Source organism: Glycomyces sp. NPDC047010, assembly GCF_040644205.1.
In the GTDB taxonomy this organism is placed as follows: Bacteria; Actinomycetota; Actinomycetes; order Mycobacteriales; family Micromonosporaceae; genus Glycomyces.
In genome coordinates this window covers 40,546-55,478 of the sequence record NZ_JBEYVY010000006.1, presented here as the reverse complement: position 1 = coordinate 55,478, position 14,933 = coordinate 40,546, and the positions used below count along the sequence as shown (strand labels likewise).

The following is a 14,933-nucleotide window of genomic DNA, read 5'->3' as shown; positions in this document are numbered from 1 at the left end:
GCGGCCGCCGAGCCTCGTCGGCGCCCGCTGCCGGGCGGGCCCACCTCTTCTTTCAGCCCTGCTCGACCGCCTTGGCGCCCTTGGCGACCTTGAGCTGGAGCAGGCCGATGACGATGACGCCGGCCGCCGTCGCGTAGTGGACGCCGAAGGCCATCGCGGCGCTGCCGCCGTGGGCCAGGATGAGCGAGGCGTCGCCGATGGGGATGAGCGCGGTGGCGAGCAGGGCCCAGCCGAGCGCGCGGCGCTCGCGGATGACGAGCAGCACCAGGAGCACGATCGCCGAGCCGAGGTCGCGGGCGCCCTTGACGCTGAGGAACTCGGCGGCCTCGCCGGTCGGCCAGTGGGCGAAGCCCATGCTCGGCGCGACCGCGCCGGGGGTGAGGAGGTACTGGAGGCCGAAGGAGAAGACGAAGAGGACGCTGATGACGGTGAGGGCGTCGGCGGTGATGCGAAGGGCTTTCATTGGGGGACTCCCGGTTCGATCGATCGTTTGAGGTGGCTAGAAAATCTAGCAGTGCTAGTTACATGAATGACGCTAGCATAGCCTTGCTCGGATGTCTAGCGGTGCTAGAATTTCTTGCATGGTCACCAGTCAGCGACGCGAACGCGAACGCGCCCAGCGCGAAACCCTCATCGTCAACGCCGCCCGCGAGATGGCCGAGGCCGACGGCTGGCCCGCGGTCACCATCCGCAGGCTCGCCGAACGCATCGAATACAGCCAGCCGGTCCTCTACTCCCACTTCGCGGGCCGCGGCGCGATCGTCGACGCCGTCGCCCTCCAGGGCATCGGCGAACTCGCCGAAGCCCTCGAAGCGGCCCGCGCGGGCGCGGCCCCGGGGGAGGAGCTCGCGGCCGTCGCCCAGGCGTACCTCGACTTCGCCACCGGCCACCCGGCCGTCTTCGAGGCCGCCTTCACACTCGCCGAGGGCCTCCCCTTCGGCCCCGACGCGCCCGACGTGCTCAAAGCCGGGTTCGCCCCGCTCTTCGCGGTCTTCGCGCCCCTCGCGGGCGACCACGACCCCGAGGCCGTCACCGAGGCCGGATGGGCCGCGATCCACGGCCTGGCGGTGCTGGCCCGCGACGGGCGCCTGCGCCCCGAGCACCAGGCGGAGCGCCTGGAGGTCGTGCTGGAGAAGTTCACGAACTCCTGACGTCACATCCGGCGGGCTCCGCGGGTCAGTACAGTTGACCGACTTTCACGGAGGACCCATGAGCGACGATTTCCTGGTGCAGCGATTCGAGGAGCACCGCGACCACCTGCGTGCGGTCGCGTTCCGCATGCTCGGCAGCTCCAGTGAGGCCGACGACGCGGTCCAGGAGACCTGGATGCGCTTCGCGCGCACCGACACCGCCGAGGTCGAGAACCTCCGCGGCTGGCTCACCACCGTCGCGTCGCGCGTGTGCCTCAACCTCCTGCGCACGCGCCGCACCCGCCGAGAGGACGAACTCGACCGCGACCACGACACGGCCGCCTTCCCCGGCGACGCCCCCGCCCCCGACCCGGAGGCCCAGGCGGTCATGGCCGACTCGGTCGGCCTTGCGCTGCAAGTGGTCCTGGACTCCCTCAACCCGGCGGAGCGCGTCGCCTTCGTCCTCCACGACCTCTTCGGCGTCCCCTTCGACCGCATCGGCCCGGTCCTCGACCGCACCCCGGAGGCCACCCGCCAACTCGCCAGCCGGGCGCGCCGCCGCGTGCGCGGCGGCACGCCCGTCCCGGATGTGCCGCTCCAGCGCTCGGTCGTGGAGGCGTTCCTCGCCGCCGCCCGCGACGGCCGCTTCGAGGACCTCCTCGAAGTCCTCGACCCGGACATCAAGGTCGTCGCCGACGACGCCGCGGTCGCCACCGGCTTCGCCGGCCGCGAAGTCCTCGGCGCCACCCAGGTCGCCGCCATCTTCAACGGCAACGCCCGCGCCGCCATCCCGGTCCTCGTCGACGGCTACGTCGGCGCCATGTGGGCCCCCGGCGGCACCCCCCGATCCGTCCTCGCCTGCACCGTCGAAAACGGCCGCATCACCGAAATCACGATCACGAACGACCCGGCGACGATCGCAACCCTCGACCTGGTCGAGCTTTAGCCCACGTCGCGGAGGATCTTCACGTCCCACGGAGTGAGGTGGATCGTGGTGCCTGCCGTGTATTCGGTGTCGTCCAGGAGGTCGACCGCTGCGGTCGGGATTTCGACTTCGGCTCTCTCCCAGGACCAGTTGTGGAGGAAGCGGACCGTGGATCCGTCGCCTGCCGTTCCGCTGGTCGCCGTGACGCTCGGGTGGGTCGGGCGCCAGTGGTCGGTCGGGGCGGCCCACTCGAAGAGTGCCTTGGCGAAGGCGTCGTTGGGGACCGTGCCGATGTACGTGACCCGGCCTTCGCCGTGCGCGCGCGTCGTCGCGGCCGCGAACTTGCCGTAGTGCGGGTGGACGTACTCCGCCAGCGGATCTGCACCGCGCGGGTATGCGCCGTCGGCCCACTTCACCGCCGCCGCATCCTCTCCCAGGTTCAGGCCCGAGCCTTCGGGGGCGCGGACCGCGACCGGTTCCAGGAGGTTCGCGAACTCCTCGTACCAGACCCCGGCGGCCTCGGTCAGGCGCGCCGGCTTCACCTCCAGGCGCGCCCGCGCCTCCTCGTCGCCGTAGCCGGTCCGCGGGCCGATGACCAGGTGGCCGCCCGCCGCCGCGTACCGCTCCAGCCAGTCCAAAAGCGCGTCGTCGGCCGCGTAGATCCCCGCAGCGACCAGCACCGGGTACTGCGCGACCGCCTCGGCCGGGTCGCCGAGCTGCTCGGTGTGGATGATCCGCGCTTGGAGCCCGGCGTCGAAGGCGCCCTTGTAGAACGGGCCCGTAATGGACTCGAAGGAGCGGCGGTCCGGGCCGCCGTCGGCGTTCTGGAGCGGCGGCTGCGCCGTCAGGGCCCATTCGCTCGGCTTGGAGTACAGGACCGCGACGTCGGCGTGCGGCTCCAGCCCGTCGAGGGCCGCGCCCGCCTTGCGGAGCTCCGCGCCGAGGCGCGCGAGCTCGCGGTAGGTCCGGCCGGGCTCCTGGCTGTGGGGGAGGACCCCGCCCCAGTAGGTCTCGGTTCCGAAGTGGAGGGTGTGCCAGTGCCAGTACTCGATCATGCGCGCGCCGCGCGACACGAGCGCCCACCCGGCCTGGCGCCACTGCCCGTCGTACGCGGGCAGGTTCTCCCAGGGTCCGCCGATGGCCTGGGCGTTCGTCTCGGTCACCAGGAACGGCTCCTGACGCGAGGAGTACATGCGGTCGGCCGAGTGGTAGAGCGCCCACGTCCCCTGGGTGTTCCAGTTGGCCGCGTCGCCGCTGCTGTCGTGCGGCAGTGCGAACGCGTCCTGCATGCGGTAGTACGGGTTCCCGGCGGTGATCGAGAGCCGCTCGGTGAGCGCGCGGTCGTCGATCGCGGGGCGCGGGTACGAGATGCAGGTGGTCGTGAACTGGTCCTCGCGCGCGTACTCGCGGGCGATGTCGGCCTGCCAGCCGATGAACTCGGTGGTCTGCTCGGCCTGGAACCGCCGCCACGCCTGCTCGTACTGCGGCTGGTAGTTCCCGTCGGGGGTCCACAGGTCGGCCCAGGTGGAGAGCCGGTGCGACCAGTAGACCAGGCCCCATTCGCGGTTGAGGGTCTCGACGTCGCCGTACTGGTGCCGCAGGGAGTCCGTGAACCGCTGGAACACGCCGTGGTTGTGGAACAGCTGGAGGCCCGGCTCGTTGTCCACCTGGAAGCCGATGATCGCGGGGTGGTCGGCGTACCGCGCGAGGATCCTGCGGATGACGCGTTCGGCGTGGAACCGGAACGCCGGGTGCGTGTAGTCGACCTCCTGCCTTCCGCCCCAGGCGATCCGCTCGCCGGTGCGGTGCTCGCCGGCGATCTCGGGGTAGAGGCGGGCGAGCCACGGCGGGACGGCGTACGTGGGGGTGCCGAGGACGACGGCGATGCCGCGCTCGTGCGCGCCGTCGAGGACCGGCTGGAGCCAGTCGAGGTCGAAGCGGTCGTTCTCGGGTTCCCAAGTGCTCCAGACGGATTCGCCGACGCGGATGACGGAGAACCCGGCTTCGACCATGAGGTCGAGGTCGGTGGCGAGGCGGTCGAGGCCGGTCTTGGAGTCGAGGCCGTCGGCGGCCGCGGGCTGGTACTCGTAGTAGTACGCGGCGCCGAAGAGGATCGGGTTGGGCCAGTTGGACATGCGGTTCCCTTCTCGGGTGGGTGGGAGCGGGCCGGGCGCCGTCCTTGCACGGCGCCCGGCCCGCGGCCTCACTGCTTGACGCTGCCGGAGACCAGGCCGGTCGTCCAGTAGCGCTGGAGGAACAGGAAGGCGACGATCAGCGGGAAGATCGAGATGAGCGACCCGGTGACCACGAGCGGTATGTAGTCGCCGCTGGCGCCGCCGGAGCTGGCGGCCTGGCCCTGCCAGTTGGCGAGGCCCACGGTGACGGGGTAGAGCGACGGGTCGTTGAGCATGATGAGCGGCAGGAAGTAGTTGTTCCAGGTCTGCACCAGCATGAACAGCATGATGGTGGCGATGGCGGGCGTCAGGAGGCGGCCGGTGACCTGGAAGAAGATCCGGAAGTCGCCGGCGCCGTCGATGCGGCCCGACTCGATGAGCTCGTCGGGGACGGCGCTGTCTGCGTAGATCCGCATGAAGTAGAGCCCGAACGGGTGGCTCGCCATGGACGGCAGGATGATCGCCCACGGCGTGTCCGTCAGGCCCGCCTGGCTGAACAGCAGGTACGTGGGGATCGCGAGCGCCGTCGAGGGCACGGCCATGGCGCCGAGGACGCCCATGAACATGGCCCGGTTGCCCTTGAACCTGTACTTCGCGAACCCGTAGCCGCCGAGGGCGGCGAGGAACGTGCCGCCGAGCGCGGACGCGACGGCGTACAGCAGCGAGTTGCCGAGCCACTGCCCGAACGCGCCGTCGTCGGCGGTGAACGTGTTGCCGACGTTCGTGAACAGGTTGTTCTCCCCGGCGAACCAGAGCCCGAAGGTGGAGAACAGGTCGCCGGTGGTCTTCGTGGAGGCGACGACCAGCCAGAACAGCGGCAGCAGGAAGTAGGCGGCGGCCGCGAGCATCCCGATCGTGAGGATCGTGCTGCGCTTCGGGCGCGCCTTGCGCGCCTTCACGGGGGTGGCGCTCATGACCGGCTCCTGCGGTTGGTGGCGAGCATGAAGATGTACGAGCCGGCCATGATGACGAAGCCGAGCACGAAGGACACGGCGGCCGCATAGTTGTACTCCTGGCCGACGAACGCGAGGTTGTACGCGTAGAGGTTGGGGGTGTAGTCGGCGACGATGATGTTCGGCGCCAGCGTGCGCATGATGCTCGGCTCGTTGAACAGCTGGAAGCTGCCGATGACGGAGAAGACCATGCAGAGGACGAGCGCGGGCCGCAGCAGCGGGATCTTGATCGACCACGCGGTGCGCCAGGGCCCTGCCCCGTCGACCGCGGCCGCCTCGTACAGCTCCGTGGGGATCGCCCGCAGGGCCGCGTACAGCAGGATCATGTTGTAGCCGGTGAACTCCCACGTCACGATGTTCGCGATGGAGCCGAGCATGAGGTCGCCGAGGAAGTCCGGCGCGGTCGCGCCGAGCTTGTCGGCGAGCTGCGCGATGGGCCCGAAGTCCGGCCCGTACAGGAAGCCCCACATGAGGGCGGCGACGACGCTCGGCACCGCGTAGGGCATGAAGATCGCCAGGCGCACGGTCTTGGACAGGCGCAGCAGCGCCGAGTCCAGGGCCAGCGCGAAGAACAGCGCCAGGGCCATCATGAGCGGCACTTGGATGAGGAAGAACAGGGCGACGCGGCCGAGTCCGGCGATGAGCTGCGGGTCGGTGAACGCCCGCGTGTAGTTCTCGAAGCCGACGAAGACGTTGCCGCCGATCATCTGCTCGCGGAAGAGGCTGAACCAGGCGGCGTAGGCGAGGGGGACGAGGAACATTGCGGTGAACGCGATCATGAACGGCGCGACGAAGAGGTACCCGGTCCTCGCGTACCGCGGGCCCTTGCCTCCCCTGCCGCGCTTGGCGATCCGTCCGATGCGCGGCGTGATCGGCGCCTCGGAGGCGCTGTCTGCGGTGTCGGTGCTCATGACCCCTCCTCCACAGTGAACCCTTGGAACTCGGCGTACTCGGCGATGCGGTCCTGCCAGGCGTCCAGTGCGGCGACGGCGTCGCCGCCCTCGGCGATGGCGGTGCCGACGGTGGCGCCGTAGTCGGCGCGGACCTGGTCGTTGAACGGCGGCCACTGGAAGTCGGGGGAGACGGTGGCGCTGATCTGCGCGAACACCTCGTTGACCTTCTGGCCGCCGTAGAACTCCAGTTCCAGGCCGGTGAAGTCGGGGTCCTCCAGGAGGGCCTTGGTGGGCGGGAACAGGAACTGCTCGGTCGCCATGGCCTTGGTGCACTCGGGGTCGGTGTTGATGAACTGCGCGAACACCGCGGCCTGGATCGGGTGCTGCGTGATGTTGAAGACCCCGTTGGTGGACCCGCCCCAGTTCCCGGCGACCTCGTCGCCGGACTCCCACTGGGGGAGCGGGGCGGCCCGCCACTTGCCGCTGGTGGACGCGGCGGTGGACTGGAGGAACACCGGTCCCCATGCGGCCGTGAGCCACGTGGCGTACTTGCCGCGGTTCGCGGCCTGGTACCACTGGTCGGAGAAGTCCGGGTCGGTGGAGACGACGCCCTCGGCGGCGAGCCCGGCCCAGAACTCCGTGACCTTCTGCGCCGCTTCGGAAGTGACGTCGACTTTGAGGACCGGTCCCTCGGACCCGGCGAACGGGTCGGCCCCGCCCTGCCACAGGGACCCGGCGAAGAACGCGCCCTGGCTGGGCGGGAAGTTCGTCAGGTACACCTCCGGGTCGGCCTCGTGGAGCGCGCGGGCGGCGTCGGCGAACGCCTCCCACGTCTCCGGGACCTCGATGCCGTGCTCCTCGAAGATGTCGGCCCGGTACAGCATCCCCATGGGCCCGGTGTCCTGCGGGATCGCCCAGACCTCGCCGTCCTTGCCGCTGACCTGCGCCCACACCCACTCGACGAACTGGTCCTCCAGTTCCCCGGCGCCGTAGGGCCGCAGGTCCAGGAGGTGGTCGGTGATGGTGAACGCGGGGACCATCTCGTACTCGATCTGCGCGACGTCAGGGGCGCCGCGCCCGGCGCGCAGGGCGGTGCGGATCTTCGCGTAGTGGCCCGCGCCCTGGGCCGCGTTCGTGACGTCCACTTTGATGTCCGGGTACGCCTCCTCGAAGAGGGCGACCTGCTTCTCGATGCCGGGCACCCAGGTCCAGAAGTCGAGTTCGGTGGGGGTGCGCATGGCCTCGTCGATCTCGGCCTGGCTGACATGCGCTGGGGGTTCGACGGGCCGGCGGGCGCAGGCGCCGAACGCGAGCGGGCTCGCGGCCGCGGCGGCGAGCCCCGTCCTCCGTCTGAAGCGGGGTGTCATCGTGCGTCCTTTCCTGGCGCTCCGTTGCGCCGGTTCGGGGGCGGTGCGGTGGATCGGCGGACTGCGAGCAGGGGCGCGTCCGGGGGCGGGGGCGGCTGGGGCGCGCCGGTGGGCGCGCCCGGGAGGCGCCGCAGGAGGATGCCGAGGCCGCGGATCGCGTCGGCCTCGAACTGCTGCCTGACCGTGGTCAGGGGCGGGGTGAGGTAGGCGGCGGCGGGGATGTCGTCGAAGCCGGTCACGCTGACCCGGCCCGGGACGTCCACGCCCGCTTCGGCGTAGGCCCGCATGAGCCCGATCGCCATGTCGTCGTTCGCGCAGGCGACGGCCGTCACCGCGGGGTCCCGGAGGAGCCGCAGCCCGGCGGCGTACCCGGACGCGGGGGTCCAGTCGCCTTCGATCGGCTCGGGCGCTTCGATGCCGCGGGCCTCGTGGGCGGCCCGCCAGCCGTCGGCGCGCTCGCGGGCGGCGAACCAGGAGGCGGGCCCGGCGACGTGCCAGACGCGTTCGTGCCCGAGGTCGAGGAGGTGCTCGACCGCTTCGCGGGAGCCGTCGGTGTTGAACTCGCCGGTGAGGAGGTTCTCGGCCTGCGGGTGGGAGCGGCCGACGCTGTAGACCGGGACGTCGGGGTCGGTGCGCAGCTCCACGCCCTCGTCGATCGGCTCGGAGATGATGATCGCGTCCACGCCCTGGCTGAGGAGCCAGTCGACGGCGTCGCCGATCGAGTCGGGCTGGCCTTCGATCGTGTTGGCCACCATGACGGAGATCCCGGCGGCGCGGGTAGCGCGCTCTATCGCGACTTGAAGGGACGCGGGACCGTACAGGGCGGTGCCGAGGGCGACGACGCCGATGCGCCCGAAGCGGCCGGTGATGAGCGCCCGCGCGGCCGTGTTCGGGCGGAACCCGAGTTCGCGGGCGGCGCGCTGGACCTTCTCGCGGACCTCGTCGGAGACGTACCGCTCGTTGTTGACGACGCGCGAGACGGTCTTCTGCGAGACCCCGGCCAGGCGAGCCACGTCGGTCATGCCGGGCGGGCGGCGCCGTGCCGGGGTCCCGCCGGGGGGAGGCGCGAGGGGCATGAGGGGGCTCCTGACCTGCTGTGACTACGTTGTCATGAAACCTACGTCACACTGCCGTCCTGTGTCAAGACATCCGCGGCGAAAGCCCGAAACCACCTCGAAACGCGGCCCGGAACGGGGCCGGAAACAGAGGCGGGCGGCCCGGTGCCGAAGCCCCGGACCGCCCGCCGGTCTAGCCCCGCTGCCCGCGCCGCGGCGGCGGGCCGAAGACCGGGCGGTACTCCTCGAACTCGGTCGTGAACAGCGCCAGGCCCTCCGTCAGGCCCGGGAGGCGCCGCTCCACGCCGTGGACCGCCTCGGTCGGCAGGAACCCCGACACGTACCCGGTGGCCTCGGTCGAGAACTGGCCCTTGATGTCCGCGCGGGCCTCCCCGAGCGTCTTCAGGACCGCGTTGCCGGTGCCCGCCGGGAACTCAACGTGGAAGCGGTTGACCGGCTCGCACACCACCGTCCCCGACTCCTTGAGCATCACGTCGAGCAGGTACATCGTGGTGTCGCGGAAGTGCCCGGCCGTGCTCGTGCGCCCGATGTACCCGGTCGCGGTCAGCCACACCCGGCAGTCGGTGACCGCCCAGCCGTACAGGCCGCGCCGCAGGTACGCGAACACGCCCTCCTCGACGGCGTTGCGCAGCGCCCGCGTCAGCGAGCCGCGCTCCACTTCGAGCCCGTACCGCAGGCCCGAACCGGGCTCGCCCGGCTCCAGCCGCAGCCCCACGGTGGCGACGTTCGTGGTCTGCGCCCACGCGCCCATCTCGTGCAGCGCCGACGCGGCCTTGACGGGCCGCTCGACGTGGATCGCGCGGGTCTCCTCGAACTCGACGCCGATCCCGAACTCCTCGTCCAGGAGCGAGGCCACGACCTCCTTCTGCACCTCCCCGTACAGGCGCACCGCCATCTCCTCGGACAGCTCGTCCAGGTGCGGGTCCACGAGCGGGTCGCGCTCGGCGAGGCTCAGGAGCGCCCGGTTGAGCGGGACGCGGTCGTTCGGGTCGGCCGGGCGCACCACGGTCTCCAGCGTCGGCGGCGTGAACAGGCCCCCGGTCGCCAGGCCGTCGGGGGACCCGATGACGTCTCCGATGCGGATGTCGCTGAGGCCCTTGACCTTCGCGATCGATCCGGGCCCGGCCTCGCCGGGGACGGTGACCGTGCCGTGGTCGAAGACCTCCACGCCGGTCACCTTGCCCTCGTGCGACTCGACCGCGCCGTACTCGCCGCGCCGGTACGCCGTCAGGGCGTCCCGCGGGGCGATCCGGCCCGCGCGCATCCGCACGTACGCGATCTTCTGGCCGACGTGCTCGACCTTGAACACCGTGCCGCGCGGCTCCGCGTCCGCATCCCCTTGCGGGACCGGCAGGTACCGGCGGACGCCCTCGGTCAGCGCCGCCACCCCGGCGCCGGTCACGGCCGACCCGAAGTAGACGGGGTGCGCCCGGCCCGCGCGGACCTGCGCGGCCAGCTCCCGGTCGTAGTCGAGCGAGCCGGGGTCGTCCAGGTACGCGGCGAGGAACTCGTCCGAGCCCCCCGCCAGGAGGTCGGCGGCCCGGTCCGCGAACTCGCGGTCCCCGAAGCGGAACGGCACGGCCTCGGCCCCACCGGTGCCGATCTCCCGCACCGTCCCCATCGGGAGCAGGTCCGGGCTGAGCATCGAGGCGAGGTCGGCGAGCAGGCCCGCCTCGCGGGCGCCGCGCCGGTCGACCTTGTTGACGAACAGGAGCGTCGGCACGCCGAGCCGCTCCAGGGTGCGGAACAGGACCCGCGTCTGGGCCTGCACGCCCTCGACCGCGGAGACCACGAGGACCGCGCCGTCGAGCACGCGCAGCGCGCGCTCCACCTCGGCGATGAAGTCCGTGTGGCCGGGCGTGTCGATGAGGTTGACGGTGGTGCCGCCCAAGCGGAACGCGACGACGGCCGACTGGATCGTGATCCCGCGGCGGCGCTCCAGCTCCATCGAGTCGGTCTGCGTGCTGCCGGAATCGACGCTCCCGACGCGGTCGATGATCCCCGCGTCGAACAGCAGCCGCTCGGTCAGGCTGGTCTTACCGGCGTCGACGTGGGCGAGAATCCCCAGATTCAGAAATGACAATGACAGTCCTCAGAGCAGAGTTCGGCTGGATTCGCTGGGTGAACTCCGAAGTCCGGCGCATGTCGGACCCCTCTCTGCATCGATTCGGACTGAATACGGGCGACGCTAGACCCGCCCCGGTGATGCCGCAACCGCTTTTCGGGACGGGCGACCCCGGGTTAGGCTCCGCACCATGGGCACGAGCGAGGACACCATCCAGCGCGCACTGACCGCGGGCGACGTCGAGGCCGCCGACCGCCTCACCCGGGCCTGGCTTGACGCCCGAGCACCGCTGCCGGTCATGTCCGGTTTCGGATTGTGGCCGCTGCTCGCCGTCCTCGCCACCGGCGCCGTCGGCGACACCCGTTCGGAACTCCTCACCGCCGCCAGGCTCACCCCCGAGCGCGCCGCAGAAGTCCCTGCGGCCCTGAGCGACGCGCTGCGCACGTCGGATTCGATCCGCCTCGCGCTCGCCGTCTGGGCCGGCGCCCGCGTCACCCTCGACCCCGACTGGACCGCCGGTCTCCCCGTGGACGCCGTCGGCTCCCTCACCGGCGACGCCGCCGCAGACAAGGCCGCGCTCGACGCCTGGGCCGCCCGCAGCACCCGCGGCCTCATCGACCGGATGCCGCTCGACTTCTCCCGCCCCATCGACCTCGTCCTCGCGAGCGCGCTCTCGGTGCGCACCACCTGGGCCACGCCCTTCACCGACTCCCGCCGCAGCTTCAAGACCGGCCCCTGGGCCCGCCTCGGCCAGTGCCGCGGCCTCTCCGCCGTCCTCGACGCGGGCCTGCTCCGCGTCGGCGACCACCTGTCGATGCTCACCGTCCCCGGCGACGACGACATCGACGTGATCCTGGGCCTCGGCCCCGAGGACCGGGACCCCGGCCTCGTCGTCGCCTCCCTCGCCGCCACCGCCGCCGACCCCTCCCGCACCAGGCCCGCCACCGACCTCGCCGTCGGCGACCGGGCCATCGGCGTCGAGGTCACCGAGCACCGCGCCGCCCGGCCCCAGACCCGCCCCGAAGTGGACGTCCAGACCGTGCGCTTCGACGTCTCCTCCGACCTCGACCTCCTCGAAGCCGCCCGCACCCTCGGCCTCGCCACCGCCTCCGACGAGGGCCGCGCCCGCTTCGACCGCCTCGCCGCCGAACCCACCTACGTCAGCCAGGCCCGCCAGACCTGCCGGGCCGTCTTCAGCGCCACCGGGTTCGAGGCCGCCGCCGTCACCGCCATCGCGATGACCCGCGCCGCCGGCGTCCCCCGCCTCGACCACCGCCACGTCCGCGTCGGCGTCCGCTTCGACCGGCCCTTCGCCTTCCTCGTCCGCCACCGCCCCACCGGACTCGTCCTCTTCGCAGGCTGGGTCGCCGAACCGGAGACCGCATGACCACCGCACTGCACGACGCCCTGAGCCCCGCCGACGTCGCCGCCGCGAACGTCCTCACCAGGCGCTGGTTCGCCTCCCGCAGCCAGATCCCCGCGGCCGCCTCCGGACTCGGCGTCTGGCCGCTCCTCGCGATGCTCGCGACCGGCGCGATCGGCAAGACCCACAAGGAACTCCTCGGCGCTGTCGGCCTCGACGCCTCCCGCGCCGCCGCCCTGCCCCGCCGCCTCCTCGACGGCGCCCGCGGCGCCGACGGTCTCAACCTCGCCCTCGGCGTGTGGGCCGGACCCGAGGTCGTCCTCGACCCCGACTGGACCGCGTCCCTCCCCGTCGCGGCCATCGGCTCGCTCACCGGCGACACCGCCGCCGACAAGGCCGCACTCGACGCCTGGGCCGCCGAGAACACCGACGGCCTCATCGACGCCATGCCCGTCGACCTCGACGCGCCCGACCCCATCGAACTGCTCCTCGCCAGCGCACTCCTCGTGCGCACCAGGTGGGTCACCCCGTTCGAGGAGACCACCTGGCCCCTCCCGACCGGCCCCTGGTCCAGCCTGGAGCGCCCCCGGGTCCTGCGCGCCACCTACAACGAGGACGTCCTGCGCACCGCCGAGCAGGCCACGGTCCTCACCGTCCGCGGCCACGGCGACATCGACGTCCTCCTGGGCCTCGGCCGCGAGGACCTCCCGCCCCATAGGACCGCGGGTGCGCTCTTCGACGCCGTCGACCCCGCCTGGGGCCGCTCCGCCACCGCACTCGCGGTGGGGGAGCAGGCGATCGGCGTCCACGTCAGCGAATACCTCGGCGTCTTTCCGCAGACCGGCCCCGAGATCGGCGCGACCACCGTCGCCTTCGACGTCACCGAGGACCTCGACCTCGCCCGCGACGCCGAGGCACTCGGCCTCACCCTCGCCGCGAACCCCAGACGCGCCCAGTTCGAGCGCCTCGCCGCCCGGAGGCTCTTCGTCTCCCAGGCCCGGCAGACCTGCACGGCCCGCTTCGGCGCCACCGGTTTCGAAGCCGCCGCGGTCACCGCGATGGGCATGGCGCAGTACGGGTCCGCGCCTCCGGTCGCGGAGCACCGGCACGTGCGCGCCGACGTCGTCTTCGACCGCCCCTTCGCCTACCTCGCCGTGCACCGCCCCACCGGGCTCGTGCTCGTCGCGGGCTGGGTCAAGACCCCCGCGCCCGCCGCGTAGACCGCGCTCAGTCGCCCTGCCACGCGTGCCACAGGCCCGCGTAGATCCTGCCCGCCGCCAGCAGCTCGTCGTGCGTCCCCGCCTCCGCGATCCGCCCGTCCTCCACGACCGCGATCCGGTCGGCCGAACGGGCGGCCTGGAGCTGGTGCGCGATGGCGATGACCGTGCGGCCCGCGAGCGCCGCCGCCAGCGACGCCTCCACGCGGCCCGCGCTGGCGGGGTCGATCCCGGCGGTCGCCTCATCCAGGATCACGATGTCGGGGTCTGCGATGACAACGCGCGCGAGCGCGATCTGCTGCGCCTCAGCCGTGGTGAGCTTGCGGTGCTCCGGGCCGAGCACCGTGTCCAGGCCCTCGTCCAGGGCCCAGCGGGCGTCCACGCGCCGCAGCGCGTCCACCAGCCGGTCGTCGTCCGCGTCGGGTGCGGCGAGGATCAGGTTGTCGCGCAGCGAGGCCGTGAACACGTAGTGCTCCTGGGTCACCAGGACCACGTGCTTCCGCAGCTCCTCCACGCCGATGTCGTACACCGGGACGCCGCCGAGCGTCGCCGTCCCCGTCCGCGGCCGGTCGATCCCGGCGAGGAGCCGCGCGATCGTGGACTTCCCGGCCCCGGAGGGCCCGACCACCACCAGCCGCTCGCCCGGCGCGGGGTGCAGGCTCAGGCCGTGGAGCACGTCGGGGCCGTCGCCGTACCCGAACGTCACGCCGTCCATGCGCAGGTCGGCGCCGTCGGGCCGGGCCTCGCGCGGCTCGGTCGGCACGAGGTTGACGCCCTCGATGCGCGCGAGCGCGGCCGCGCCCTGCTGGAACTCGCCGAGCTGCGTCATGACCCCGTTGGTGGGGTTGGCGATCCGCACGGTCACGGTGATCGCGGCGATGGCCGTGCCGAGCGTCAGGCCGCCCTGGAAGTACCAGATCCCGGCGGCGAGCGTCACCAGCACGAGCTGGCCGCGGTTGATCATGAGCAGGAACGTGAAGAAGTCCGTCTGAAGCTTGACGACCCGCAGCATCCGGTCCATCATCGCCTGCCCGCGCCCGTACCCGAGGGCCCGCCGCTCCTTCTGCAGCGCAAGCGACTCCACCGTGCGCGCCCCGGCCCCGGAGGCGCTGACGGTCTCGGCGGCCTCGCTCATCGCGGCCCGCTGCTCCAGGAACGCGGGCGCGGCCCGGCGCAGGTAGCGGCGCGCGGCCAGGTACAGCGGCGGCACCGTCACCAGCGCGACCAGGCCCAGCAGCGGGCTGGCGACGAACGTCGCCACGTACAGGACCACCACCTCGATGACGAGGGTCGCCACGGTCGGCCCGTTGTCGCGCAGCATGTCCGCGACGACGTTCACGTCCGACGCGGTCCGCGTCCCCAGGTCCCCGCGCCCGGCCCGCTCGACCTGCACCAGCGGCAGCGCCAGGACCCGCTCCACGACCGACTCGCGCAGCCGCGCGGCCGCCCGCTCCCCGAACCGGTACCCCGAGAGCCGCCCGAGGCGGCTGAGCACGAACTGGACGCACACGCACGCGAGGATCACCGCGCACACGAGGTTCACCTGCGCGCCGCTCCAGCCCGCGCCGATGCCGTCCACGACCTTCCCGAGGAGGATCGGCACGGACACGCTGAACGCGGCCGCGAAGAAGTACAGCAGCAGGACCGCCGAGGCCCGGCGCGGGTCGGCGGCCAGGAGCCGCCCCACCGCCCGGCGGACCTCCGCGGGCCCTGCGACCGGCAGGCGGTCCGGCGCTGTTGCCATGGTGCTCATGCGTTCTCCTGGGGGCC

Annotated in this window: 12 protein-coding genes; 4 read left to right on the top strand and 8 right to left on the bottom strand. The window is 72.3% G+C overall.

The features are described 5' to 3' along the window. Positions 1 to 52: 52 nt before the first annotated feature. Positions 53 to 463 (bottom strand): DUF4267 domain-containing protein, encoded by a 411-nt coding sequence (locus AB0A65_RS13520; RefSeq protein WP_359950943.1) that lies wholly within the window; start codon positions 461 to 463, stop codon positions 53 to 55. A gap of 118 nt (positions 464 to 581) precedes the next feature. Between AB0A65_RS13520 and AB0A65_RS13515 the strand changes: the two genes are divergently transcribed. Continuing rightward, a complete protein-coding gene (locus AB0A65_RS13515; RefSeq protein WP_359950941.1) occupies positions 582 to 1,151 on the top strand; it encodes a TetR/AcrR family transcriptional regulator in 570 nt (189 codons plus the stop codon). 58 nt (positions 1,152 to 1,209) lie between these two features. Continuing rightward, positions 1,210 to 2,076, top strand: a complete 867-nt coding sequence (locus tag AB0A65_RS13510) for a sigma-70 family RNA polymerase sigma factor (RefSeq protein ID WP_359950939.1) — start codon at positions 1,210 to 1,212, stop codon at positions 2,074 to 2,076. Here the strand turns inward: AB0A65_RS13510 and AB0A65_RS13505 are convergent. The 6 genes from AB0A65_RS13505 to AB0A65_RS13480 form a co-directional block, all read right to left on the bottom strand. Beyond that, positions 2,073 to 4,190 (bottom strand): beta-galactosidase, encoded by a 2,118-nt coding sequence (locus AB0A65_RS13505; RefSeq protein WP_359950937.1) that lies wholly within the window; start codon positions 4,188 to 4,190, stop codon positions 2,073 to 2,075. The two genes, AB0A65_RS13510 and AB0A65_RS13505, sit on opposite strands and share 4 nt — an antisense overlap. A gap of 68 nt (positions 4,191 to 4,258) precedes the next feature. After that, on the bottom strand, positions 4,259 to 5,143 hold the full coding sequence (locus tag AB0A65_RS13500; protein ID WP_359950935.1) for a carbohydrate ABC transporter permease: 885 nt from the start codon (positions 5,141 to 5,143) through the stop codon (positions 4,259 to 4,261). Further along, positions 5,140 to 5,961 (bottom strand): sugar ABC transporter permease, encoded by an 822-nt coding sequence (locus AB0A65_RS13495; protein ID WP_359951596.1) that lies wholly within the window; start codon positions 5,959 to 5,961, stop codon positions 5,140 to 5,142. The genes AB0A65_RS13500 and AB0A65_RS13495 overlap by 4 nt, the downstream gene beginning before the upstream one ends. Before the next feature lie 128 nt (positions 5,962 to 6,089). After that, positions 6,090 to 7,442, bottom strand: a complete 1,353-nt coding sequence (locus AB0A65_RS13490) for an extracellular solute-binding protein (RefSeq protein ID WP_359950933.1) — start codon at positions 7,440 to 7,442, stop codon at positions 6,090 to 6,092. Then, positions 7,439 to 8,464 (bottom strand): LacI family DNA-binding transcriptional regulator, encoded by a 1,026-nt coding sequence (locus AB0A65_RS13485; protein ID WP_359950931.1) that lies wholly within the window; start codon positions 8,462 to 8,464, stop codon positions 7,439 to 7,441. Before AB0A65_RS13485 ends, AB0A65_RS13490 begins: the two co-directional genes overlap by 4 nt. 226 nt (positions 8,465 to 8,690) lie before the next feature. Continuing rightward, on the bottom strand, positions 8,691 to 10,601 hold the full coding sequence (locus AB0A65_RS13480; protein ID WP_359950929.1) for a translation factor GTPase family protein: 1,911 nt from the start codon (positions 10,599 to 10,601) through the stop codon (positions 8,691 to 8,693). A gap of 172 nt (positions 10,602 to 10,773) precedes the next feature. On the opposite strand from AB0A65_RS13480, the gene AB0A65_RS13475 reads away from it, so the two are divergent. Further along, positions 10,774 to 11,970, top strand: a complete 1,197-nt coding sequence (locus AB0A65_RS13475) for a serpin family protein (protein WP_359950927.1) — start codon at positions 10,774 to 10,776, stop codon at positions 11,968 to 11,970. Next, positions 11,967 to 13,166, top strand: coding sequence for a serpin family protein (locus tag AB0A65_RS13470; RefSeq protein ID WP_359950925.1), 1,200 nt, complete (start codon positions 11,967 to 11,969; stop codon positions 13,164 to 13,166). Before AB0A65_RS13475 ends, AB0A65_RS13470 begins: the two co-directional genes overlap by 4 nt. Positions 13,167 to 13,173: 7 nt before the next feature. Here AB0A65_RS13470 and AB0A65_RS13465 read toward each other — a convergent pair whose 3' ends face one another. Further along, positions 13,174 to 14,916, bottom strand: a complete 1,743-nt coding sequence (locus AB0A65_RS13465) for an ABC transporter ATP-binding protein (RefSeq protein ID WP_359950923.1) — start codon at positions 14,914 to 14,916, stop codon at positions 13,174 to 13,176. Between the last annotated feature and the right edge of the window lie 17 nt (positions 14,917 to 14,933).

What these genes read in the sequence shown, in the direction of transcription:
- AB0A65_RS13520 (WP_359950943.1), bottom strand. Translation starts at nt 463, where the DNA reads ATGAAAGCCCTTCGCATCACCGCCGACGCCCTCACCGTCATCAGCGTC.
- AB0A65_RS13515 (WP_359950941.1), top strand. Translation starts at nt 582, where the DNA reads ATGGTCACCAGTCAGCGACGCGAACGCGAACGCGCCCAGCGCGAAACC.
- AB0A65_RS13510 (WP_359950939.1), top strand. Translation starts at nt 1,210, where the DNA reads ATGAGCGACGATTTCCTGGTGCAGCGATTCGAGGAGCACCGCGACCAC.
- AB0A65_RS13505 (WP_359950937.1), bottom strand. Translation starts at nt 4,190, where the DNA reads ATGTCCAACTGGCCCAACCCGATCCTCTTCGGCGCCGCGTACTACTAC.
- AB0A65_RS13500 (WP_359950935.1), bottom strand. Translation starts at nt 5,143, where the DNA reads ATGAGCGCCACCCCCGTGAAGGCGCGCAAGGCGCGCCCGAAGCGCAGC.
- AB0A65_RS13495 (WP_359951596.1), bottom strand. Translation starts at nt 5,961, where the DNA reads ATGATCGCGTTCACCGCAATGTTCCTCGTCCCCCTCGCCTACGCCGCC.
- AB0A65_RS13490 (WP_359950933.1), bottom strand. Translation starts at nt 7,442, where the DNA reads ATGACACCCCGCTTCAGACGGAGGACGGGGCTCGCCGCCGCGGCCGCG.
- AB0A65_RS13485 (WP_359950931.1), bottom strand. Translation starts at nt 8,464, where the DNA reads ATGACCGACGTGGCTCGCCTGGCCGGGGTCTCGCAGAAGACCGTCTCG.
- AB0A65_RS13475 (WP_359950927.1), top strand. Translation starts at nt 10,774, where the DNA reads ATGGGCACGAGCGAGGACACCATCCAGCGCGCACTGACCGCGGGCGAC.
- AB0A65_RS13470 (WP_359950925.1), top strand. Translation starts at nt 11,967, where the DNA reads ATGACCACCGCACTGCACGACGCCCTGAGCCCCGCCGACGTCGCCGCC.
- AB0A65_RS13465 (WP_359950923.1), bottom strand. Translation starts at nt 14,916, where the DNA reads ATGAGCACCATGGCAACAGCGCCGGACCGCCTGCCGGTCGCAGGGCCC.